The 20,082-nt window shown below is 60.6% G+C and carries 22 protein-coding genes and 2 pseudogenes; 9 read left to right on the plus strand and 15 right to left on the minus strand.

All coding sequences use genetic code 11. From position 1 onward, the window contains the following. Positions 1-992 precede the first annotated feature (992 nt). On the plus strand, positions 993-1,367 hold the full coding sequence (locus H7C86_RS08045) for a hypothetical protein (RefSeq protein WP_182261362.1): 375 nt from the start codon (positions 993-995) through the stop codon (positions 1,365-1,367). Between the two features lie 78 nt (positions 1,368-1,445). On the opposite strand, the gene H7C86_RS08050 is transcribed toward H7C86_RS08045, so the two are convergent. From H7C86_RS08050 to H7C86_RS08060, 3 genes and pseudogenes are all read right to left on the minus strand, one after another. After that, a complete protein-coding gene (locus H7C86_RS08050; RefSeq protein ID WP_182261363.1) occupies positions 1,446-1,784 on the minus strand; it encodes a hypothetical protein in 339 nt (112 codons plus the stop codon). Further along, positions 1,781-2,188, minus strand: a pseudogene (locus H7C86_RS08055) (hypothetical protein); the annotation flags it as partial. The gene H7C86_RS08050 and the pseudogene H7C86_RS08055, both read right to left, overlap by 4 nt. A gap of 176 nt (positions 2,189-2,364) precedes the next feature. Then, positions 2,365-3,108, minus strand: coding sequence for a MerR family transcriptional regulator (locus H7C86_RS08060; RefSeq protein WP_182261364.1), 744 nt, complete (start codon positions 3,106-3,108; stop codon positions 2,365-2,367). A gap of 64 nt (positions 3,109-3,172) precedes the next feature. On the opposite strand from H7C86_RS08060, the gene H7C86_RS08065 reads away from it, so the two are divergent. Together H7C86_RS08065 and H7C86_RS08070 are read left to right on the plus strand one after the other, a co-directional pair. Then, positions 3,173-4,504, plus strand: a complete 1,332-nt coding sequence (locus H7C86_RS08065) for an amidohydrolase family protein (protein WP_182261365.1) — start codon at positions 3,173-3,175, stop codon at positions 4,502-4,504. Further along, positions 4,504-4,848, plus strand: coding sequence for a hypothetical protein (locus H7C86_RS08070; protein ID WP_172932873.1), 345 nt, complete (start codon positions 4,504-4,506; stop codon positions 4,846-4,848). Before H7C86_RS08065 ends, H7C86_RS08070 begins: the two co-directional genes overlap by 1 nt. A 183-nt stretch (positions 4,849-5,031) precedes the next feature. Here the strand turns inward: H7C86_RS08070 and H7C86_RS08075 are convergent, their stop codons facing one another. Both H7C86_RS08075 and H7C86_RS37170 read right to left on the minus strand, forming a co-directional pair. After that, positions 5,032-5,550 carry a DUF6262 family protein gene (locus tag H7C86_RS08075; protein ID WP_182261366.1) on the minus strand — a complete coding sequence of 173 codons (519 nt, stop codon included), beginning with the start codon at positions 5,548-5,550 and terminating at the stop codon, positions 5,032-5,034. Then, a complete protein-coding gene (locus H7C86_RS37170) occupies positions 5,547-7,661 on the minus strand; it encodes a site-specific integrase (RefSeq protein ID WP_259349065.1) in 2,115 nt (704 codons plus the stop codon). The genes H7C86_RS08075 and H7C86_RS37170 overlap by 4 nt, the downstream gene beginning before the upstream one ends. A gap of 180 nt (positions 7,662-7,841) precedes the next feature. On the opposite strand from H7C86_RS37170, the gene H7C86_RS36950 reads away from it, so the two are divergent. Next, the gene (locus H7C86_RS36950; protein WP_167343368.1) at positions 7,842-8,039 is read left to right on the plus strand and encodes a hypothetical protein; all 198 of its coding nucleotides are present in this window, start codon (positions 7,842-7,844) and stop codon (positions 8,037-8,039) included. A 5-nt stretch (positions 8,040-8,044) separates the two neighbouring features. Here the strand turns inward: H7C86_RS36950 and H7C86_RS08085 are convergent, their stop codons facing one another. Both H7C86_RS08085 and H7C86_RS08090 read right to left on the minus strand, forming a co-directional pair. After that, entirely contained in the window at positions 8,045-9,175 is a 1,131-nt protein-coding gene (locus H7C86_RS08085; RefSeq protein ID WP_046380351.1) for a site-specific integrase, read from the minus strand. 328 nt (positions 9,176-9,503) lie between these two features. Then, positions 9,504-10,247, minus strand: coding sequence for a MerR family transcriptional regulator (locus H7C86_RS08090; protein ID WP_182261364.1), 744 nt, complete (start codon positions 10,245-10,247; stop codon positions 9,504-9,506). 64 nt (positions 10,248-10,311) lie between these two features. Here H7C86_RS08090 and H7C86_RS08095 point away from each other — a divergent pair, with 64 nt between their 5' ends. Together H7C86_RS08095 and H7C86_RS08100 are read left to right on the plus strand one after the other, a co-directional pair. Continuing rightward, positions 10,312-11,643: an amidohydrolase family protein gene (locus tag H7C86_RS08095; RefSeq protein WP_182261365.1), complete on the plus strand. Its 1,332-nt coding sequence runs from the start codon at positions 10,312-10,314 to the stop codon at positions 11,641-11,643. Continuing rightward, a complete protein-coding gene (locus H7C86_RS08100; RefSeq protein WP_172932873.1) occupies positions 11,643-11,987 on the plus strand; it encodes a hypothetical protein in 345 nt (114 codons plus the stop codon). The genes H7C86_RS08095 and H7C86_RS08100 overlap by 1 nt, the downstream gene beginning before the upstream one ends. Positions 11,988-12,170: 183 nt before the next feature. On the opposite strand, the gene H7C86_RS08105 is transcribed toward H7C86_RS08100, so the two are convergent. Beyond that, positions 12,171-12,689, minus strand: coding sequence for a DUF6262 family protein (locus H7C86_RS08105; RefSeq protein ID WP_182261366.1), 519 nt, complete (start codon positions 12,687-12,689; stop codon positions 12,171-12,173). Beyond that, complete coding sequence (locus tag H7C86_RS37175; RefSeq protein ID WP_259349065.1) at positions 12,686-14,800, minus strand: site-specific integrase; 2,115 nt, start codon at positions 14,798-14,800, stop codon at positions 12,686-12,688. The genes H7C86_RS08105 and H7C86_RS37175 overlap by 4 nt, the downstream gene beginning before the upstream one ends. 180 nt (positions 14,801-14,980) lie before the next feature. On the opposite strand from H7C86_RS37175, the gene H7C86_RS36955 reads away from it, so the two are divergent. Beyond that, positions 14,981-15,178: a hypothetical protein gene (locus H7C86_RS36955; RefSeq protein WP_167343368.1), complete on the plus strand. Its 198-nt coding sequence runs from the start codon at positions 14,981-14,983 to the stop codon at positions 15,176-15,178. Positions 15,179-15,183: 5 nt separating this feature from the next. Here the strand turns inward: H7C86_RS36955 and H7C86_RS08115 are convergent, their stop codons facing one another. From H7C86_RS08115 to H7C86_RS08125, 3 genes and pseudogenes are all read right to left on the minus strand, one after another. Then, positions 15,184-16,314, minus strand: coding sequence for a site-specific integrase (locus tag H7C86_RS08115; RefSeq protein ID WP_046380351.1), 1,131 nt, complete (start codon positions 16,312-16,314; stop codon positions 15,184-15,186). Between the two features lie 143 nt (positions 16,315-16,457). Next, a pseudogene (locus H7C86_RS08120) lies at positions 16,458-16,862 on the minus strand (hypothetical protein); the annotation flags it as partial. Between the two features lie 97 nt (positions 16,863-16,959). After that, positions 16,960-17,679 carry an SOS response-associated peptidase gene (locus tag H7C86_RS08125; RefSeq protein ID WP_182261368.1) on the minus strand — a complete coding sequence of 240 codons (720 nt, stop codon included), beginning with the start codon at positions 17,677-17,679 and terminating at the stop codon, positions 16,960-16,962. Between the two features lie 157 nt (positions 17,680-17,836). On the opposite strand from H7C86_RS08125, the gene H7C86_RS08130 reads away from it, so the two are divergent. Further along, positions 17,837-17,974 (plus strand): hypothetical protein, encoded by a 138-nt coding sequence (locus H7C86_RS08130; RefSeq protein WP_182261369.1) that lies wholly within the window; start codon positions 17,837-17,839, stop codon positions 17,972-17,974. A 23-nt stretch (positions 17,975-17,997) separates the two neighbouring features. On the opposite strand, the gene H7C86_RS08135 is transcribed toward H7C86_RS08130, so the two are convergent. Further along, positions 17,998-18,780, minus strand: coding sequence for a hypothetical protein (locus H7C86_RS08135; protein WP_182261370.1), 783 nt, complete (start codon positions 18,778-18,780; stop codon positions 17,998-18,000). A 335-nt stretch (positions 18,781-19,115) separates the two neighbouring features. Further along, on the minus strand, positions 19,116-19,274 hold the full coding sequence (locus H7C86_RS08140) for a hypothetical protein (protein ID WP_182261371.1): 159 nt from the start codon (positions 19,272-19,274) through the stop codon (positions 19,116-19,118). A gap of 24 nt (positions 19,275-19,298) precedes the next feature. On the opposite strand from H7C86_RS08140, the gene H7C86_RS08145 reads away from it, so the two are divergent. After that, positions 19,299-19,496, plus strand: coding sequence for a hypothetical protein (locus H7C86_RS08145; protein ID WP_182261372.1), 198 nt, complete (start codon positions 19,299-19,301; stop codon positions 19,494-19,496). 163 nt (positions 19,497-19,659) lie between these two features. Here H7C86_RS08145 and H7C86_RS08150 read toward each other — a convergent pair whose 3' ends face one another. Continuing rightward, positions 19,660-20,040: a hypothetical protein gene (locus H7C86_RS08150; RefSeq protein WP_182261379.1), complete on the minus strand. Its 381-nt coding sequence runs from the start codon at positions 20,038-20,040 to the stop codon at positions 19,660-19,662. Positions 20,041-20,082 lie beyond the last annotated feature (42 nt).

Here is a 20,082-nt window from a genome sequence, read left to right on the forward strand (position 1 = left end):
CGCCACACCTGCCTCGGTGGACAATGACTTTGTTGTCCGCCCTGGTCTGAGAAGATTCTCGGACCGGCACGATGTGGCGACCTTTTCTGTGCGCGAACTATCCCCGAAGGAATCCGTGAATGGCGTCGAGGATTGCGTCCTCAAACCTTTCGGAGATGCGACCGTTCAAGTCCGCAGGTCCCGTGACGACGACGACAGACGCTGAAAAGTCTTTACGTTTCACCTGAGCCGCCGTGTCGCGTGCGCCTTCGACGACAACGAGCCCTCTGTAGTTTGAGCGCTCCACCTTCTCTGCGAGTTGCTCCAGTTCTCCTCGCCGAGAAGGGCGTGCCTTCACATCCACGGCCACTGGTCGCGGCGTCGTGGTCTTTGCCTTGTTCGAAGTCGTAACCGTTCACTGACTTGACCTTCCGTTGGTGTCCGGACCCCTCGGTGACCCCTGACAATTTTTTTCCGTTCTGACATGGAGCTCCGGATCGGCGGTATGAGGGCACGGCGCAATGCTTGGGCCGCAAAGTTTTTCAGCGAAGCGTCTTTGAAAAAGTTTTCGGAGCCGGAGGCCGGCGAAGCCGCCAGGGGTTGCGCCGGGACCGCCGTCGATCAGGATCGGAAGGACAGAAAGGAAAAAGGATCTTTCCGCTTCTACAGAGCGGAGCGCAGCGAAGCATCCTCTCGGGGGACACCGCAGGTGGCCGGGCCGCCGGGCAGGCGGATGCAGCAGGTGATCCGACCGACCGGGTTGAGTGCCAGGCATTTACTCACTTGGAGCCGAAAGCGGCAAGCGGACCGTTTCCGCATCCGCACTTAAGGGCAATCAGCCCTGTTTCGCCTAGTCATAAAGTATGAATGTCCAGATTACGAGCCTTTCGCGCTACCACTGACGTGATCGACGTCATGTTGTCGCAAATGTTCGGTTACTCGATTTTGCGATACCGTCAGTTACATCAAAGTGGGTTGCGGCCGATGCAGCCTTCGCGTCACAGGAGGTTTCCATGTCCCGTTCACGTATGGCCGTAGCTGCGCTGCTGGCCCCTGTCGCAGCCGGTGCTGTCGCCCTCCTCGGTGCGGGTGCCGCTTCTGCCGCAACCCCGTACTCCGGCAACGGGTATGTCGGCATTCGATTCGACCCGAACGAAACTCAATTCATTGCCGACACCAATGCCGCGGATTTCCTCGAGGTTGTTCCGAACGACTACTGGAGCATCGCCCTCGGCGAAGGCTCGATCTACAAGGGCGACGGCCAGCACGTCTACGCCAGCATCGATCAGTTGGTCGAGGAAACAGCGTCCCACCGAGGTGAGATCTCCTTCTCGCTCACCGATCCTGCGATCTGGAACAACAACATCTACATCCTTCAGAACTGGTGACATAGGTCGAGTTCGTACGCGTAGGGCCGGTGAACGCATTACTCACCGGCCCTTTTCGCGTATCCGTATTTGCCCCGCTCAAGTGGTGGCCGGCACTTCCGCGATGGCGTCGGCGGTCACGAGCATGTCGATTTCGACGAGGTTGGTTCCGCCGGCATCGGTGACTCGCACGGTTACTCCGGCCAGCCATTGGCCGTCGTGCATTTTCGCCCAGTACCTCAAAATTCCGTCGAGGTATCCGGACATGTAGAGCGCGGAAGTTTTCACCCGCATGCTCACGTAGTCGGCGCGTGATGCTCCCCCGCGGCCGAGTGGGAGGGCCCGGCCGACGTCGACTTTCACTGCTTTCGGCTCGTCGAATGTCCTGATCACGGGGTGATCGGGCCAGCGTTCGGTCCAGTGGTCGGTGTTGATCACTGCGCTGCCCTCAATGGCGGTACCCCGGCGGCGAGGGTGTCGTCGACGGTGGCCCAGCGGAGTTGTCCGCTCTCGTCCCGGATTTCCAGGCTGCCTGTGCGTTGTTGGAATCCTTTGCCGGCGGCCGCGACGTCGAGTCGAACTCCGGTCACACGCCCTCTCCCCGCTGATAGACCTGTGTATCCGGCCACTCGCGACGAGATCCGCAGATCCGGTCCGTCCCATTGCCCTTCTGCGACGATCAACAGCGATCCCTTACTCCTCGCGCGCGCGGCCACAGCCCGTCCGCGAGAGGGCGTTACAGCGCTGCCAGAGAGCCCCAGGACAACCACGTCGAAACCCTCCAGCAAAATTGCGGCGCAGTCGATTGCAGCGTCCTTTGGCTGGGGCACCAGGGCGACTTCTCTAGGGGAGTAATTCTGTTCGTCGCCGCCAGCGCGAAGACTTTGCAGCTCAGAGGCTTAGGTGTGGGCGCAACAGATCGACAGAGGTGTAGTACAGAGAGCCTCGAGTGGTCAACGGGCTACTCGATCGCCGGGTATCCACATCCGTAGCGGGCCGGATCTTTCAATCCAACGCATCACGGCGGCATACGCTGCTCGGCGTACGCTCCGATTGCCTCCGCGAGCCATTCAGGAAGGGCCGGGTCAATCGTCTCCACGAAACCTCGCTGGAGTGGATCGTCCACATACATCTTGCCTAGTGACCGATATGCCGACGCCGAAGGCGTCCAAAATTGGCTCACCGCAGCATAGTGTTCGGCGACGACATCAAGGACTTCTTCGGAGGTGGCTGCGGCTCCTGTAGCCATGAGATCCGCAAATTTCTGCAGTAGACGAGATTGCTGAGCGCTCATGTGCGCTACGTCGGCATCGGTCATCGCCGTGGGAGGGAGAGATCCCGCTATCTCCGACACGGCATTGCCGAATCTGTCGTCGAGCCGGGTTGTGAACGCGGAGAACTCTCGCTCATGCCTTTCCTCGTCGTAAGGTGACGCATTCTCGAGCGACACGACGTGTTCTTCGAGGGTGGAGATGAGTCGATCGAGACGATCCCTCTCCACCGTGAGGGCATCGATATGGATACGAAGCGACTCGGCTTCGCCGTCACCTCCAACCGTGACGTCGCGAATCTCGTCCAGCCCTAATCCACTGCGACGTAAAGCAATAATTCGATACAAGCGTGGCAACTGCACTTCGTCATACCAGCGATAACCATTGCCGGACACCGTGGTCGGAGTGAACAATCCGAACTGATCCCAATGCCTGAGCGTTCGCGCGGAAACTCCCACTCGCCGAGACACCTGTCCTATCGACAGTTCCACCACAGAACCTCCCACCTGCTCACGACTTGACCTTCACATTGTGTCAACTTCTACCGTTCCAGACATGGGAACAACTATCACGAACGTGCGTGTCTTCGACGGCCTGGATCTCATCGCTGCAACAGCGGTCCGGCTCGAACTGGGAACGATTGTCGAACTCGGCGATCTGGTCATCGCTCGCGCCCACGATGACCTGATCGACGGACACGGAGGCACTCTGGTTCCGGGCCTCATCGACTCACACGTCCATCTGCTCCCCGGTGCTCCTGCACAAGCACTGTCGTTCGGTGTGACCACGGTCCTGGACATGTTCAGTAAGCCGCCACTCGTTCAGCGCGCCATCAGCGAAGGCCACGAGCGGGGGAACGCGACGGTATTCAGTTCGAGTATCGGTGCCACCGCACCCGGTGGGCATCCGTCGATGATGTACGCACCGTTCCCGTATGTCAGCAGCGCTCAGGAGGCGGCGGATTTCGTCCGGGCCCGGCGCAACGAAGGCGCAACCTACCTCAAACTGTTCTACGAGAGCGGCCAAGGGGTCGGGATGACGCTGCCATCACTCGAACTTCCGACCATCCGCGCACTCGTCGACGCGGCACATGCGGAGAACATGCTCGCAGTTGCACACGCGCATCAGGCTGTCGACGCGGTCGAGGTCGTCGACTGCGGAGTCGATGTTCTCGCTCACGCACCGACGGATGAGATGACGCACGCCCAGATCGCCGCGATCGTCGAGGCCAAGGCGGCGGTCATCGCCACCCTCTCCATCCAAGACGGGTTTCCGTCCCCCGGCGAACCGGCGCCGTTGCTCACCCAAGCGGCTCTGGTCGATGCACTCAGTCCGGCGTGGATCGACGTACTCGAAGCTCAATCGAAACGGTGGATGCCACCCCAGATGCCTTCATTCGAGATCGCAGCACAGAATGTCGGGGCTCTGCACCGAGCGGGTTGCACAATCCTCGCGGGAACGGACGCACCGAACCCCGGCACGGTTCACGGGGCCTCGCTGCATAGGGAGCTACAGCATCTGGTGGCCGCGGGACTCTCACCTGTTGCTGCACTACGTGCTGCGACCGCGGATCCGGCGGAGGTCTTCGCACTCGTCGGCCGCGGGCGGATCATTCCTGGTGCCATCGCCGACCTGGTGCTGGTCGATGGAAGACCTGACGAGGTCATCAGCGATTCACAAAAGGTCGTCGGAGTGTGGAAACGCGGAGAACGGCAAGATCTCACCCGCTACGACGGTTCCGCCGACGAACGTGCGGGGATCTCCTTTCATCATGAGCAAACTCAACGAGTCATCGACGCGGTCATCGCAATGTATCCACAATTTGCACAAGAGCTGAGAGGGCAATCATTCACCCGCACAAACCAACCCGAGAAGGACACTCACTGATGCGATCCCCTGAACCTGTGCATCGCGACGACGACGGCGAACTCATCGGCCTGCTGAAAGGGAACGCGACTGGATTGTTCGAGCCGTGCACGCTCTTCGGCTATCCCCTCACTGAAGCGACAACACACGAAACCGCCACTGAATACCTCACCAACCACGGGTTGAGCTACCTGGCTCAAAACTGGGAATTTCGTGACGGAGATCGATGGCTGACGGCGCAGATCATCGAGGCTAACCTCAGCGCCGTGACCGTCCGTCTCATCGACTACGGCAGCCCGGACACATACGGCAGCCAACGAACATTGCATCCACCCTCCATCGAACACATTCGACTCCGTCGTTGACTGCATGTCATCGCACCCCTGTGTTATCTCGGTGTCCTTCGAGACGCAAAATCGTTCAGGACATACCAAATTTCTTTTCGGAATAGAACTCTCGGACCCTGCAGATGGGCACTGTTTCCGTACGAACTGGGCCTGAATTTTTGAATGTTCAAAACTGTTGCCTTCGAACCAAATACGACATAGTCAGGTTCTGTTCATATTCGCAAAGAGTTCGCGGTTGGCTGTCCGGGCTGCGTCGAGTTCTTGATCGCGTTCTTCGAGGCGGCCGGTGAGGTCGACGACCTGCTGCTCGAGCGAGGTGATGCGGCGTTGGAGTTGTTCGACGTCGGCGGGTGCGCCGAGCCCGGACTCGCGCCAGACCTGTTGCCCGAGCAGTTCGGAGAGTTTCCGCTCCAGGAGCGCGTTGTGGGCGGCGAAGCGGGTGATGCGTTGCTGTGCGTTGGCGAGGTCCGCGTGCAACGATTCTCGCGTTACCGCAGCCTCATTCGCCGTAATGCTTGTCGGCGCAGCTTGAGCGGTATAGATCTGAGAGAGCAGGTCCTTGTGGCGGTACAGGAAGGTGCGGTCCACTCCCGCTGCTCGGGCGATCCCGGCGACACTGATCTGCGTTCCGACCGCCACAGCGCCTTCGAGTGTGGTCAGTACTCGTTGCCTGCGACGAGAGGTGTCAGCGCGGCGTCCGTTGATCATCGGGTTCGTCATTGCTCAGATGTCCTGTCCGGCCGGACATCGGGGAGCGGTTGCCTGACCTGCGGTGTCCCGAGACCGACGACGGTGGTGCGGGCCCGGCGCACGATTCCGATCGATTCCTCGATCTGAGCGCGATCCGTGGTAGGTAAGTCATCGACCTCGGTTTTGATCTGTGAGATCAGGCGACGGATGCGGGAGATTTCCGCTTCCGAGGGCATCGCTTCTGCCGTGGCCCAGTCATCGGCGACGAACGCACCGCGAAGTCGCTCACGGCTACGCAGCAACGCCGCGAGATAACCTTCGAGGTCGGGCAGGTACGACACATCGGTCGAGAAGTGTGAGCAGCCGACGCATCGAAACCGGATCGGGCAGTCGTGCCCGCCGGCGGCAACGTTGCTCGGTTCGCTGCAGCTTCCGTAGGGGACGGCGACCTCGCCGACCGCGCGGCGGAGGTGTTCGGAATCGAGTAGCGCGGTCGCTTCACGCCAGATCCTGGTTCCGTGTCGATCGAAGTGCATACTCGTGAGCCGATCGACGGCTTCCCTGCGCCTGTCTTCACCGACGCGGTAATACACCTGTGTCGTGCCGATGTATCGATGACCCATCAACTGGCACAAGACATCCACGCCCACACCTGCGTCGGCGTGGCGCTGGGCGTATGTATGCCTGTAGGCGTAGAGAAATATCTGGGACCGATTGAACGGCAACATTTTCGTCACCCGTTTGCCGTCGGATTCCACGGTCATCGGGATGCTGATGTCGGGGAGAGTGAGGATCCACTCGTGATGGCGTTTGCTGAGGTATTTGTCATTCAACGCCCGCCGTCCGTGCGGATTTCGTGTCGGAGCGGAGATGAGTTTGAGCGTCTCGATCGGCTCATCGGGGAATCGAGCACGGACGCGCTCGCATTGGGCGATGATCGTGGCAGCAGTGGCTTCGGCGATCGGCAGACGCGCACCCCGGTGATCGGCTTTGAAGTTGGTGTAGACGAGGACAGGTTTGCCCTGCTCGTCCCGGTCCAAGCAGTCGAGGTCGAGCCGGCAGATCTCATCCGGTCGCCGTCCGGTATCGATGATCAACTCCACCGCCACTCGAATATCTCTCGTGCTTGCCTGCTCCAATTCGTCGAGATGTTCGCAGATATGCCGCATCACCTCGATCGGAAGATCCCTGCATTCCTTCTCGACATCACCTTCCTGAGGTATGTCTTCCGGATACAGGATGAAGTCGTCCGGAAGTCCCTGCATCGGCTGACCCGGGCGGGTCAGGCCCAGCGCACGCATCTTCCCCGTCAATCGACGAAGATCCTGCACCGTGACATGCCGGGTTTTCGCGCTGATCGTTCCGTCCGCGCACAAAAACGTCAACCGATTCAGAAATCCACACATATCGCTCCGAGAAAGCAGGTGCGGGTCGTTGCCGTGGTCACTCGGTCGTTGCAACCGTAAGCTTTCCGACAATCTCGCCAGAGAGCGGAGGTCGTTCTGCGCGGCAGCTTTCGCGTTCAGTGAGCGCCGCTGAGGCAGATCGTTGTACGCCCAAATCTTGGCCGCTTCCCGCAACCACGGTTGCGAGATCTTCCCGAACCGCAGCGTCCCTGTGTAACCGAACACCGAAGTGTCCCAGTCGTCTTTGACTCGTTCCGTTTCCGGAGTCAACCTCAATCGCCGCACCGACTTGACGATGTACCGACAAAGGATCTTCGAATTCTCCGCCAGCTGCGTCGGATCCACCTCCTCAACCGACCGACACTCTTCGGCCAGCAGTTTCGCGATCAGCGGGCGGACGTGCTCGGGCAGCGTCTTCGCACCCCACTCCGTCCGGTGTTGCACGCCGAAAAGTACTTCGGCGACAACGCGATCCGGCAAGCCCCGCAGGCTGCATTCGTTGACCGTCGGAATCGCGGCAGAAGTACGCCGAAATCGTGGTTCGTCCACCTCCTGCCCACCGATCGCGGCATCAGCGATCAAGCGGTTCCAATGCAGAGAGTGGTTGACGCAGTACGCCCCACTTGTGCTGCGGTCGCGGGTGCATGCCGCTACCTGACACGGTCCGAACGACGGTAATGCGACCACCCCGGACCGCGCCAGAAACTCCTCCAGGGACACGTTCGCCGTCTTCACGCGCGACCAGTGGTGCGAATGGCACAACACTGCGTGGCGCGAGACCCACGGTCTCGCACAGTCCGGCACTGCGCACCTGCCCGCACCGGACTGCGTCCACTGCCGAGGTGTCTTCGCGAACTCCTCGACAGGCAGGCGGCCATCGGCAATCCACCGCTTCCGGCAGAAAGGACACAAACTTTGCGGATTGTCGGCCTTGATCCCACAACCGGTCACCACGCATTGCCTGCATCCCAACTGCGGATGCTCACGTGGAAAGTACGTGACCCTTCGCTCAGTCCATCCCAACACTTCCAGGAAGTCAGGTCGGATCTGTTCCCACAACGACGCGACAACGGCATCGTCGTCCCTGACATCGAAGAGGGGCAACGCCTGTGAGGTCGTCACGACAAACCCTCGATCATCGCGCGCGGGGACGGAACCCGCTCGACCGCGTCCCGCAACCGATCCGGTGACGGATGCAGATACGGCTGCGCCGACATCGGGGACGCGTGCCCGAGCAACCCCTGTATCTCGTCGAGCAACGCGCCGGAATCGGCCAGATTGCTGGCGAACCCGTGCCTGCACTGATGCGGCGAAATCGGCCGGCCCAGCTGCGCCCGCGCACACAACGCCTCGAACAGCTCGTTGATCGCGCCCACCGTCATCGGAGCACCCAGCGGCTCCCGAAACAAGTTGACCAACAGGAAGTCGCACTCTGCGGCAGCAGGTTTCGTCGCGCGCTCAAGCAAGTACAGATCGAGAGCACGTACCACCAGGAAATCGAGCGGAACCGCTCGTGGGTGACGCGATTTAGCCACCGCACCATTCGAATTCTCGCGCCGCACCACGTGCACATGCGCCCCACGAATCAGACACCGATGCACCGCATTATCCGGCAACAAATGCACATCACTGCGGCGCACACCCACGAGCTCACCACGCCGCAACCCTGCACGGGAAAGCAGCAACACAATCAACCGATCCCGCGCAGACCGACACACCCGAAAAAGCGCGACGAGTTCGTCGTCGCTTGCCCGATCGACGTCTGTTCGGGGTTCCCGCAGACTGTGTCGGGCTCGCAAGCGGTAACGCAGGATTCCGTCCTCTCCCTGCGCTGCCAACGGCAGATCACGGGTGTCGGCGAGCTCGTAGAGCTGCTCGAGCACCGCCCCCGGCGCTTCCTTCGCCACCACCGCGAACGAGAGGAAGCCGCGAACCGCAACAAGAATTTGATTGATCCGAGAAGCACCCCGAACCGGTTCGGCACCCGGCCCCGCCACCACCGGCGAGCCGTCCACGCGCGTGTACTTCAACCACACGATGAACAGACCCATATCTCTTGCCGCAGCGGGCCATTGACGGCCGGTGCGATCGCACCATCGGAGGAACAATGCGATGCTCTGCGCGTACGCCTTCGTCGTCGACTCCGCTCGATCCCGACCGAACCGCAACTCCCGCAGATAGCGGTCCGCCACCGCCATCACGTCGTAACCGCCGTCGACCACCGTCCAATACCGCCCACCCGACGGCATCCGCACCAGAAAAGCCTTCACAGCATCTCCTCTCCTGGCACCACAGAGAACAACAGCAACCACACCCCCAAAGAAACGGTGCGAGAACGCCCTTCGTGCATCCTTGCACGACATCACGCCACAGAACTGAAAACCCGAGAGAACGCGACTTCTCTAGGGGAGTAATTCTGTTCGTCGCCGCCAGCGCGAAGACTTTGCAGCTCAGAGGCTTAGGTGTGGGCGCAACAGATCGACAGAGGTGTAGTACAGAGAGCCTCGAGTGGTCAACGGGCTACTCGATCGCCGGGTATCCACATCCGTAGCGGGCCGGATCTTTCAATCCAACGCATCACGGCGGCATACGCTGCTCGGCGTACGCTCCGATTGCCTCCGCGAGCCATTCAGGAAGGGCCGGGTCAATCGTCTCCACGAAACCTCGCTGGAGTGGATCGTCCACATACATCTTGCCTAGTGACCGATATGCCGACGCCGAAGGCGTCCAAAATTGGCTCACCGCAGCATAGTGTTCGGCGACGACATCAAGGACTTCTTCGGAGGTGGCTGCGGCTCCTGTAGCCATGAGATCCGCAAATTTCTGCAGTAGACGAGATTGCTGAGCGCTCATGTGCGCTACGTCGGCATCGGTCATCGCCGTGGGAGGGAGAGATCCCGCTATCTCCGACACGGCATTGCCGAATCTGTCGTCGAGCCGGGTTGTGAACGCGGAGAACTCTCGCTCATGCCTTTCCTCGTCGTAAGGTGACGCATTCTCGAGCGACACGACGTGTTCTTCGAGGGTGGAGATGAGTCGATCGAGACGATCCCTCTCCACCGTGAGGGCATCGATATGGATACGAAGCGACTCGGCTTCGCCGTCACCTCCAACCGTGACGTCGCGAATCTCGTCCAGCCCTAATCCACTGCGACGTAAAGCAATAATTCGATACAAGCGTGGCAACTGCACTTCGTCATACCAGCGATAACCATTGCCGGACACCGTGGTCGGAGTGAACAATCCGAACTGATCCCAATGCCTGAGCGTTCGCGCGGAAACTCCCACTCGCCGAGACACCTGTCCTATCGACAGTTCCACCACAGAACCTCCCACCTGCTCACGACTTGACCTTCACATTGTGTCAACTTCTACCGTTCCAGACATGGGAACAACTATCACGAACGTGCGTGTCTTCGACGGCCTGGATCTCATCGCTGCAACAGCGGTCCGGCTCGAACTGGGAACGATTGTCGAACTCGGCGATCTGGTCATCGCTCGCGCCCACGATGACCTGATCGACGGACACGGAGGCACTCTGGTTCCGGGCCTCATCGACTCACACGTCCATCTGCTCCCCGGTGCTCCTGCACAAGCACTGTCGTTCGGTGTGACCACGGTCCTGGACATGTTCAGTAAGCCGCCACTCGTTCAGCGCGCCATCAGCGAAGGCCACGAGCGGGGGAACGCGACGGTATTCAGTTCGAGTATCGGTGCCACCGCACCCGGTGGGCATCCGTCGATGATGTACGCACCGTTCCCGTATGTCAGCAGCGCTCAGGAGGCGGCGGATTTCGTCCGGGCCCGGCGCAACGAAGGCGCAACCTACCTCAAACTGTTCTACGAGAGCGGCCAAGGGGTCGGGATGACGCTGCCATCACTCGAACTTCCGACCATCCGCGCACTCGTCGACGCGGCACATGCGGAGAACATGCTCGCAGTTGCACACGCGCATCAGGCTGTCGACGCGGTCGAGGTCGTCGACTGCGGAGTCGATGTTCTCGCTCACGCACCGACGGATGAGATGACGCACGCCCAGATCGCCGCGATCGTCGAGGCCAAGGCGGCGGTCATCGCCACCCTCTCCATCCAAGACGGGTTTCCGTCCCCCGGCGAACCGGCGCCGTTGCTCACCCAAGCGGCTCTGGTCGATGCACTCAGTCCGGCGTGGATCGACGTACTCGAAGCTCAATCGAAACGGTGGATGCCACCCCAGATGCCTTCATTCGAGATCGCAGCACAGAATGTCGGGGCTCTGCACCGAGCGGGTTGCACAATCCTCGCGGGAACGGACGCACCGAACCCCGGCACGGTTCACGGGGCCTCGCTGCATAGGGAGCTACAGCATCTGGTGGCCGCGGGACTCTCACCTGTTGCTGCACTACGTGCTGCGACCGCGGATCCGGCGGAGGTCTTCGCACTCGTCGGCCGCGGGCGGATCATTCCTGGTGCCATCGCCGACCTGGTGCTGGTCGATGGAAGACCTGACGAGGTCATCAGCGATTCACAAAAGGTCGTCGGAGTGTGGAAACGCGGAGAACGGCAAGATCTCACCCGCTACGACGGTTCCGCCGACGAACGTGCGGGGATCTCCTTTCATCATGAGCAAACTCAACGAGTCATCGACGCGGTCATCGCAATGTATCCACAATTTGCACAAGAGCTGAGAGGGCAATCATTCACCCGCACAAACCAACCCGAGAAGGACACTCACTGATGCGATCCCCTGAACCTGTGCATCGCGACGACGACGGCGAACTCATCGGCCTGCTGAAAGGGAACGCGACTGGATTGTTCGAGCCGTGCACGCTCTTCGGCTATCCCCTCACTGAAGCGACAACACACGAAACCGCCACTGAATACCTCACCAACCACGGGTTGAGCTACCTGGCTCAAAACTGGGAATTTCGTGACGGAGATCGATGGCTGACGGCGCAGATCATCGAGGCTAACCTCAGCGCCGTGACCGTCCGTCTCATCGACTACGGCAGCCCGGACACATACGGCAGCCAACGAACATTGCATCCACCCTCCATCGAACACATTCGACTCCGTCGTTGACTGCATGTCATCGCACCCCTGTGTTATCTCGGTGTCCTTCGAGACGCAAAATCGTTCAGGACATACCAAATTTCTTTTCGGAATAGAACTCTCGGACCCTGCAGATGGGCACTGTTTCCGTACGAACTGGGCCTGAATTTTTGAATGTTCAAAACTGTTGCCTTCGAACCAAATACGACATAGTCAGGTTCTGTTCATATTCGCAAAGAGTTCGCGGTTGGCTGTCCGGGCTGCGTCGAGTTCTTGATCGCGTTCTTCGAGGCGGCCGGTGAGGTCGACGACCTGCTGCTCGAGCGAGGTGATGCGGCGTTGGAGTTGTTCGACGTCGGCGGGTGCGCCGAGCCCGGACTCGCGCCAGACCTGTTGCCCGAGCAGTTCGGAGAGTTTCCGCTCCAGGAGCGCGTTGTGGGCGGCGAAGCGGGTGATGCGTTGCTGTGCGTTGGCGAGGTCCGCGTGCAACGATTCTCGCGTTACCGCAGCCTCATTCGCCGTAATGCTTGTCGGCGCAGCTTGAGCGGTATAGATCTGAGAGAGCAGGTCCTTGTGGCGGTACAGGAAGGTGCGGTCCACTCCCGCTGCTCGGGCGATCCCGGCGACACTGATCTGCGTTCCGACCGCCACAGCGCCTTCGAGTGTGGTCAGTACTCGTTGCCTGCGACGAGAGGTGTCAGCGCGGCGTCCGTTGATCATCGGGTTCGTCATTGCTCAGATGTCCTGTCCGGCCGGACATCGGGGAGCGGTTGCCTGACCTGCGGTGTCCCGAGACCGACGACGGTGGTGCGGGCCCGGCGCACGATTCCGATCGATTCCTCGATCTGAGCGCGATCCGTGGTAGGTAAGTCATCGACCTCGGTTTTGATCTGTGAGATCAGGCGACGGATGCGGGAGATTTCCGCTTCCGAGGGCATCGCTTCTGCCGTGGCCCAGTCATCGGCGACGAACGCACCGCGAAGTCGCTCACGGCTACGCAGCAACGCCGCGAGATAACCTTCGAGGTCGGGCAGGTACGACACATCGGTCGAGAAGTGTGAGCAGCCGACGCATCGAAACCGGATCGGGCAGTCGTGCCCGCCGGCGGCAACGTTGCTCGGTTCGCTGCAGCTTCCGTAGGGGACGGCGACCTCGCCGACCGCGCGGCGGAGGTGTTCGGAATCGAGTAGCGCGGTCGCTTCACGCCAGATCCTGGTTCCGTGTCGATCGAAGTGCATACTCGTGAGCCGATCGACGGCTTCCCTGCGCCTGTCTTCACCGACGCGGTAATACACCTGTGTCGTGCCGATGTATCGATGACCCATCAACTGGCACAAGACATCCACGCCCACACCTGCGTCGGCGTGGCGCTGGGCGTATGTATGCCTGTAGGCGTAGAGAAATATCTGGGACCGATTGAACGGCAACATTTTCGTCACCCGTTTGCCGTCGGATTCCACGGTCATCGGGATGCTGATGTCGGGGAGAGTGAGGATCCACTCGTGATGGCGTTTGCTGAGGTATTTGTCATTCAACGCCCGCCGTCCGTGCGGATTTCGTGTCGGAGCGGAGATGAGTTTGAGCGTCTCGATCGGCTCATCGGGGAATCGAGCACGGACGCGCTCGCATTGGGCGATGATCGTGGCAGCAGTGGCTTCGGCGATCGGCAGACGCGCACCCCGGTGATCGGCTTTGAAGTTGGTGTAGACGAGGACAGGTTTGCCCTGCTCGTCCCGGTCCAAGCAGTCGAGGTCGAGCCGGCAGATCTCATCCGGTCGCCGTCCGGTATCGATGATCAACTCCACCGCCACTCGAATATCTCTCGTGCTTGCCTGCTCCAATTCGTCGAGATGTTCGCAGATATGCCGCATCACCTCGATCGGAAGATCCCTGCATTCCTTCTCGACATCACCTTCCTGAGGTATGTCTTCCGGATACAGGATGAAGTCGTCCGGAAGTCCCTGCATCGGCTGACCCGGGCGGGTCAGGCCCAGCGCACGCATCTTCCCCGTCAATCGACGAAGATCCTGCACCGTGACATGCCGGGTTTTCGCGCTGATCGTTCCGTCCGCGCACAAAAACGTCAACCGATTCAGAAATCCACACATATCGCTCCGAGAAAGCAGGTGCGGGTCGTTGCCGTGGTCACTCGGTCGTTGCAACCGTAAGCTTTCCGACAATCTCGCCAGAGAGCGGAGGTCGTTCTGCGCGGCAGCTTTCGCGTTCAGTGAGCGCCGCTGAGGCAGATCGTTGTACGCCCAAATCTTGGCCGCTTCCCGCAACCACGGTTGCGAGATCTTCCCGAACCGCAGCGTCCCTGTGTAACCGAACACCGAAGTGTCCCAGTCGTCTTTGACTCGTTCCGTTTCCGGAGTCAACCTCAATCGCCGCACCGACTTGACGATGTACCGACAAAGGATCTTCGAATTCTCCGCCAGCTGCGTCGGATCCACCTCCTCAACCGACCGACACTCTTCGGCCAGCAGTTTCGCGATCAGCGGGCGGACGTGCTCGGGCAGCGTCTTCGCACCCCACTCCGTCCGGTGTTGCACGCCGAAAAGTACTTCGGCGACAACGCGATCCGGCAAGCCCCGCAGGCTGCATTCGTTGACCGTCGGAATCGCGGCAGAAGTACGCCGAAATCGTGGTTCGTCCACCTCCTGCCCACCGATCGCGGCATCAGCGATCAAGCGGTTCCAATGCAGAGAGTGGTTGACGCAGTACGCCCCACTTGTGCTGCGGTCGCGGGTGCATGCCGCTACCTGACACGGTCCGAACGACGGTAATGCGACCACCCCGGACCGCGCCAGAAACTCCTCCAGGGACACGTTCGCCGTCTTCACGCGCGACCAGTGGTGCGAATGGCACAACACTGCGTGGCGCGAGACCCACGGTCTCGCACAGTCCGGCACTGCGCACCTGCCCGCACCGGACTGCGTCCACTGCCGAGGTGTCTTCGCGAACTCCTCGACAGGCAGGCGGCCATCGGCAATCCACCGCTTCCGGCAGAAAGGACACAAACTTTGCGGATTGTCGGCCTTGATCCCACAACCGGTCACCACGCATTGCCTGCATCCCAACTGCGGATGCTCACGTGGAAAGTACGTGACCCTTCGCTCAGTCCATCCCAACACTTCCAGGAAGTCAGGTCGGATCTGTTCCCACAACGACGCGACAACGGCATCGTCGTCCCTGACATCGAAGAGGGGCAACGCCTGTGAGGTCGTCACGACAAACCCTCGATCATCGCGCGCGGGGACGGAACCCGCTCGACCGCGTCCCGCAACCGATCCGGTGACGGATGCAGATACGGCTGCGCCGACATCGGGGACGCGTGCCCGAGCAACCCCTGTATCTCGTCGAGCAACGCGCCGGAATCGGCCAGATTGCTGGCGAACCCGTGCCTGCACTGATGCGGCGAAATCGGCCGGCCCAGCTGCGCCCGCGCACACAACGCCTCGAACAGCTCGTTGATCGCGCCCACCGTCATCGGAGCACCCAGCGGCTCCCGAAACAAGTTGACCAACAGGAAGTCGCACTCTGCGGCAGCAGGTTTCGTCGCGCGCTCAAGCAAGTACAGATCGAGAGCACGTACCACCAGGAAATCGAGCGGAACCGCTCGTGGGTGACGCGATTTAGCCACCGCACCATTCGAATTCTCGCGCCGCACCACGTGCACATGCGCCCCACGAATCAGACACCGATGCACCGCATTATCCGGCAACAAATGCACATCACTGCGGCGCACACCCACGAGCTCACCACGCCGCAACCCTGCACGGGAAAGCAGCAACACAATCAACCGATCCCGCGCAGACCGACACACCCGAAAAAGCGCGACGAGTTCGTCGTCGCTTGCCCGATCGACGTCTGTTCGGGGTTCCCGCAGACTGTGTCGGGCTCGCAAGCGGTAACGCAGGATTCCGTCCTCTCCCTGCGCTGCCAACGGCAGATCACGGGTGTCGGCGAGCTCGTAGAGCTGCTCGAGCACCGCCCCCGGCGCTTCCTTCGCCACCACCGCGAACGAGAGGAAGCCGCGAACCGCAACAAGAATTTGATTGATCCGAGAAGCACCCCGAACCGGTTCGGCACCCGGCCCCGCCACCACCGGCGAGCCGTCCACGCGCGTGTACTTCAACCACACGATGAACAGACCCATATCTCTTGCCGCAGCGGGCCATTGACGGCCGGTGCGATCGCACCATCGGAGGAACAATGCGATGCTCTGCGCGTACGCCTTCGTCGTCGACTCCGCTCGATCCCGACCGAACCGCAACTCCCGCAGATAGCGGTCCGCCACCGCCATCACGTCGTAACCGCCGTCGACCACCGTCCAATACCGCCCACCCGACGGCATCCGCACCAGAAAAGCCTTCACAGCATCTCCTCTCCTGGCACCACAGAGAACAACAGCAACCACACCCCCAAAGAAACGGTGCGAGAACGCCCTTCGTGCATCCTTGCACGACATCACGCCACAGAACTGAAAACCCGAGAGAACGCGACCTTCGCCAAGTCGCCACCTTGCTCGTGGAAGGCGAGGAGTCCGAGTCCGGGCATTCCGATCACCGCAACGTGCCCACCGGCGGCGGTGACGGTGGCGAGGAGTCCGATCAGGACCGAGGCTGCGCCGTCGACGCTGACGACGGTTCCTCGGGCCAGCCCGCCGCGTGGGAGCAGATCACCGATCGGCTCCGGAACGGGAAGCATCCGGAGGGTCGATTGCGCGGTGGCCACGATCGGAGTCGGCTCGCGCTCGCCGACGGGTTTGAGCATCACCGACGGCGTAGCGGGTTCGGTGCCGTCGGAGCGGGCAGGGATCGAGGCCATCTTGCGGCGTAGCTGTTCGAGCTTTTCCGCCTTGGTCAGCATTGTTTCCGCTGATGAGTGGGGCTGCTGGTTCATCGTCGCCCCGCTTTCCTGGATCCGCGCGTACGACCCGCGCACCCAGGGTACTCGAACACAAGTTCGATCAGAACCGTATCGAAAGAGGTCTGGATCGCTACGGTCGGGCCACCGGCTCGAGCAAGCTCGGATCGTTGTTCCTCGGAGAATTCACAGCGGTCGAGACTTCGTAGGGTTCGAGGTGCGGCTCCGGAACGGAGTTGATCATGGCCTGGACTTCACCTTTATCGGTGAGTGTCGGATCGAGCCAGTGTTCCCAGAATGATTCGGGCAGAATCAGCGGGGATCTGTCGTGTATGTGTCCCGTGACATCGCTGGCTGGCCGAGTCAAGACTGTGCAGGTCCATACCCACCTGTTCGGATCATCTTCGGGCAGTTCAGGATCGGGCCACAACTCGTAGAGTCCGGCCATTGCAAGGATGTCGTCCTCACCGTGAAGGAAGTATGGAATCTTGTCCCCTGCTTCACTTTTCATCCATTCGTAGTATCCGGCGGCCGGGATGATGGCACGCCGTTTGGAAGCACTACTTCTGAATGAGGGCTTCTCCGTGACGGTTTCACTGCGGGCGTTGATGAGTTTGGACGCCATCTTTCGATCCTTGGCCCAGGCCGGCAACAGGCCCCAATTGACGGTCCGGAGCTGGCGCTTGGGCTCGGCATCGGGTTCCTCGTGTGGGGTTCGTTCGAGGATCACACGGACAGGTTGTGTGGGGGCGACGTTGTAGGACGGTGGGAGTTCGTCGCCGACGGTTTGCATGGTATCGAAGAACGTCTGCAATTCCTTGCTTGAGCTTTTGCTTGCGTAGCGCCCGCACATGGCCTGACCTCCTCGTAGTCGGTTCCCGTCCCATTGAACAGCGTGGGTCCGACTTCCGCGTCAAACGGCGTGTGATGATCTCTGCGAGTACGTCGTCGACTGTCGCGAAAGGGGAAGTGCGATCACCAGCCCTCGGCCGGCGCCTACCGATGTCGCGTTGGCGATCGCGGCCGCAACGGCCCTCGGTGTCACCGTCGGAGTTCTCCTCGCCGACGTGGTGGCTGGCGTCGCAGTCGGGGCCGGTACAGCGGTGGTGTTCCGCTTCGTGTTGCGGACGATCATCACCCGGAAATGAGCTAGTGCGCCGACTCTTGAGAGCTATAGGCGGTCGCACTCCTCATGAATCTGTTTCGACACAGTTGCCACTCCAGGTTCGTTCAACCCATCGTCGGTGAGATAGAACCTGTGACGTTCAGATTCAGGCCTCCTACGTCCACCCTCGACAGTCCCATCGGCGCGACGATTCGGATCCGCCTTGAAGGTGATCAACCCGTAGTCCGCAAGCCTCCGGTAAGACTCCCAGGCTGCTCTGGTCAGGTCGTAGTTGAGGATTCGATCGCGGGCAATAATATCCAGTTCGGTGCCAGGAGGTCCGCCCGCGAGTCCATGCAAGTCACGCAGCATCAGCCACATAGCGATTTCGCGGTTCGACAATGCATGAATCCAGCCGTTGAGGTAGAAGTTGGCGGGAATCCGAATGACTTGCTCTGTCGGTGTTGGTACTTGGTAGCGGGTCCTCACTGTGCGCCTGTGCCCGCCATCTTCCAGGTTCAGTCGAATGTCTTTGTGTTTTCGGTATCCCTGGCCCTTTGCTTCCGGCAGCCACAGCAGATTCACTTCCGGCTCAGCGAGTGCCGTGATGGCCTGACCTATCTGACGTTTGCGGTTGGCCGCCTTGTCTACCTCAAATTCTTTCTTCCCCGGGATGTGATTTGCGTTGACGACTACAACATCGAGGAGCGCACTCGGGCTTGGATGTGTGCTCTCGATTGGCCAACGGAACTTGGAGTCAGCTTCGATCAGGTGTCGATCGGATTGCACCAGGAATGGAAGCGTGACGGCAAGACGAAGCCCAACGCCTTTGGACTTCTGGGCTAGCACCGACAAAGGTGGACGCCTCGGGAGCACTGGCCTCGGCTTGTCCCTTATCGAGATGCCGTCGATCTCGGAGTCAACCAATTCCGGGATGCGACGTGCGAATCCTGACCGGATGACTATCTCGGCAGGAGCGCTCTTCTTCCATACCTCTTGAAGGTTCGCTCGGACCACACTGTCGAGGTTTTTGCCGGCAACTATCGCGTCGAGATGGTCTCGACGGGACTTCAATTCGTCAGCGATCGGCACTTCGCACCCTCAATATTTGGACGTTCAATGGTTACCGATAGACCGGCCCTATGAACCTTTTTCCTTGTTCCTGTTTCCGTGTCTCAAAGTAACTAGTTACGAAGTCCGGTCAAAGCGTGAACTCCGCTCCCTGAACCGTACTCGACAAAGCTCTCCTCGTCGAGTGCAGTAGTGGGTGACGGCAACGCCATCGCTGCTCGCACAGCGACGGCCCTCCGCGCCAACGGAGAGCCGTCATCGCCCGCAATCACGACAAAGTAGAAAGAGGACGTGTCATGACGCTATCCCCCACGGACCCCACAGCACCAGAGAGGGGCGATGTCCCGCCTCCTCGAAGGCTGCTTCGCCTGCTGTTACTGGGCGCCATCGGTACCGCTGCCGCAATCGGAGCGGCCTACTACGAGCCCATCGGATCCATCACTACCGCAATTGCCATGATTGCCGCCTTCGACCAGATCCTCAGTTCACGTTGACAGCACTGCGGTAGTCGCGCTCGACGCTCTGGCTGTGAGGTGGGAGTCAGATCCGCCTCACAGCCGAGCCAAGCACGTACTTCTCAGTCCGCACCGGACCTTGAAGGGCGACTCGCTTGACGATCCGCCCCAGTTCCCGTCGGTTTCGTCGGGCCGGTGGTGGTCAGTGGCGTCCGGGGAGGTCGACGTCGGTGGCGGTCTTGTCGATGCGCATACCTTTGAATGCAGGGTGTCTGAGTCCGCCGCCGGTGTACTCGCGGTACTCGACGTCGCACACTAAAAGTGGTTCTGACCAGCGGGCTTCGCGGGCGATTGCTCGTGGCGGTGCGCTCACGAACGGGCTGGTGGGTCGTTCGATGTCGATGAGTTGTTCGCGTAGTTCGCGGCGCTGTCTCGAAGAAAATCCGGTGCCGACGTTTCCGATGTAGATGAGCGATCCGGAGAACCCGGTGGAGTTGCATCGGATGCACGGTTCGAGGATTCTCCCTGGCGAATCCGGGGCGCTTTGAACGACAACGCGAGTGTATCGCGCCTTGCTGATCAGGCCTTCACGGCTCTATATTGCATCTAACGCAATATACGTGCA

The sequence above is a fragment of the Rhodococcus sp. UFZ-B548 genome (assembly GCF_903819475.1).
GTDB lineage: Bacteria > Actinomycetota > Actinomycetes > Mycobacteriales > Mycobacteriaceae > Rhodococcus_F > Rhodococcus_F erythropolis.

Coding starts and splice junctions, on each gene's coding strand:
- H7C86_RS08045 (WP_182261362.1), top strand. CDS start 993: ATGTCCCGTTCACGTATGGCCGTAGCTGCGCTGCTGGCCCCTGTCGCA.
- H7C86_RS08065 (WP_182261365.1), top strand. CDS start 3,173: ATGGGAACAACTATCACGAACGTGCGTGTCTTCGACGGCCTGGATCTC.
- H7C86_RS08070 (WP_172932873.1), top strand. CDS start 4,504: ATGCGATCCCCTGAACCTGTGCATCGCGACGACGACGGCGAACTCATC.
- H7C86_RS08075 (WP_182261366.1), bottom strand. CDS start 5,550: ATGACGAACCCGATGATCAACGGACGCCGCGCTGACACCTCTCGTCGC.
- H7C86_RS08085 (WP_046380351.1), bottom strand. CDS start 9,175: ATGCCGTCGGGTGGGCGGTATTGGACGGTGGTCGACGGCGGTTACGAC.
- H7C86_RS08095 (WP_182261365.1), top strand. CDS start 10,312: ATGGGAACAACTATCACGAACGTGCGTGTCTTCGACGGCCTGGATCTC.
- H7C86_RS08100 (WP_172932873.1), top strand. CDS start 11,643: ATGCGATCCCCTGAACCTGTGCATCGCGACGACGACGGCGAACTCATC.
- H7C86_RS08105 (WP_182261366.1), bottom strand. CDS start 12,689: ATGACGAACCCGATGATCAACGGACGCCGCGCTGACACCTCTCGTCGC.
- H7C86_RS08115 (WP_046380351.1), bottom strand. CDS start 16,314: ATGCCGTCGGGTGGGCGGTATTGGACGGTGGTCGACGGCGGTTACGAC.
- H7C86_RS08125 (WP_182261368.1), bottom strand. CDS start 17,679: ATGTGCGGGCGCTACGCAAGCAAAAGCTCAAGCAAGGAATTGCAGACG.
- H7C86_RS08145 (WP_182261372.1), top strand. CDS start 19,299: ATGACGCTATCCCCCACGGACCCCACAGCACCAGAGAGGGGCGATGTC.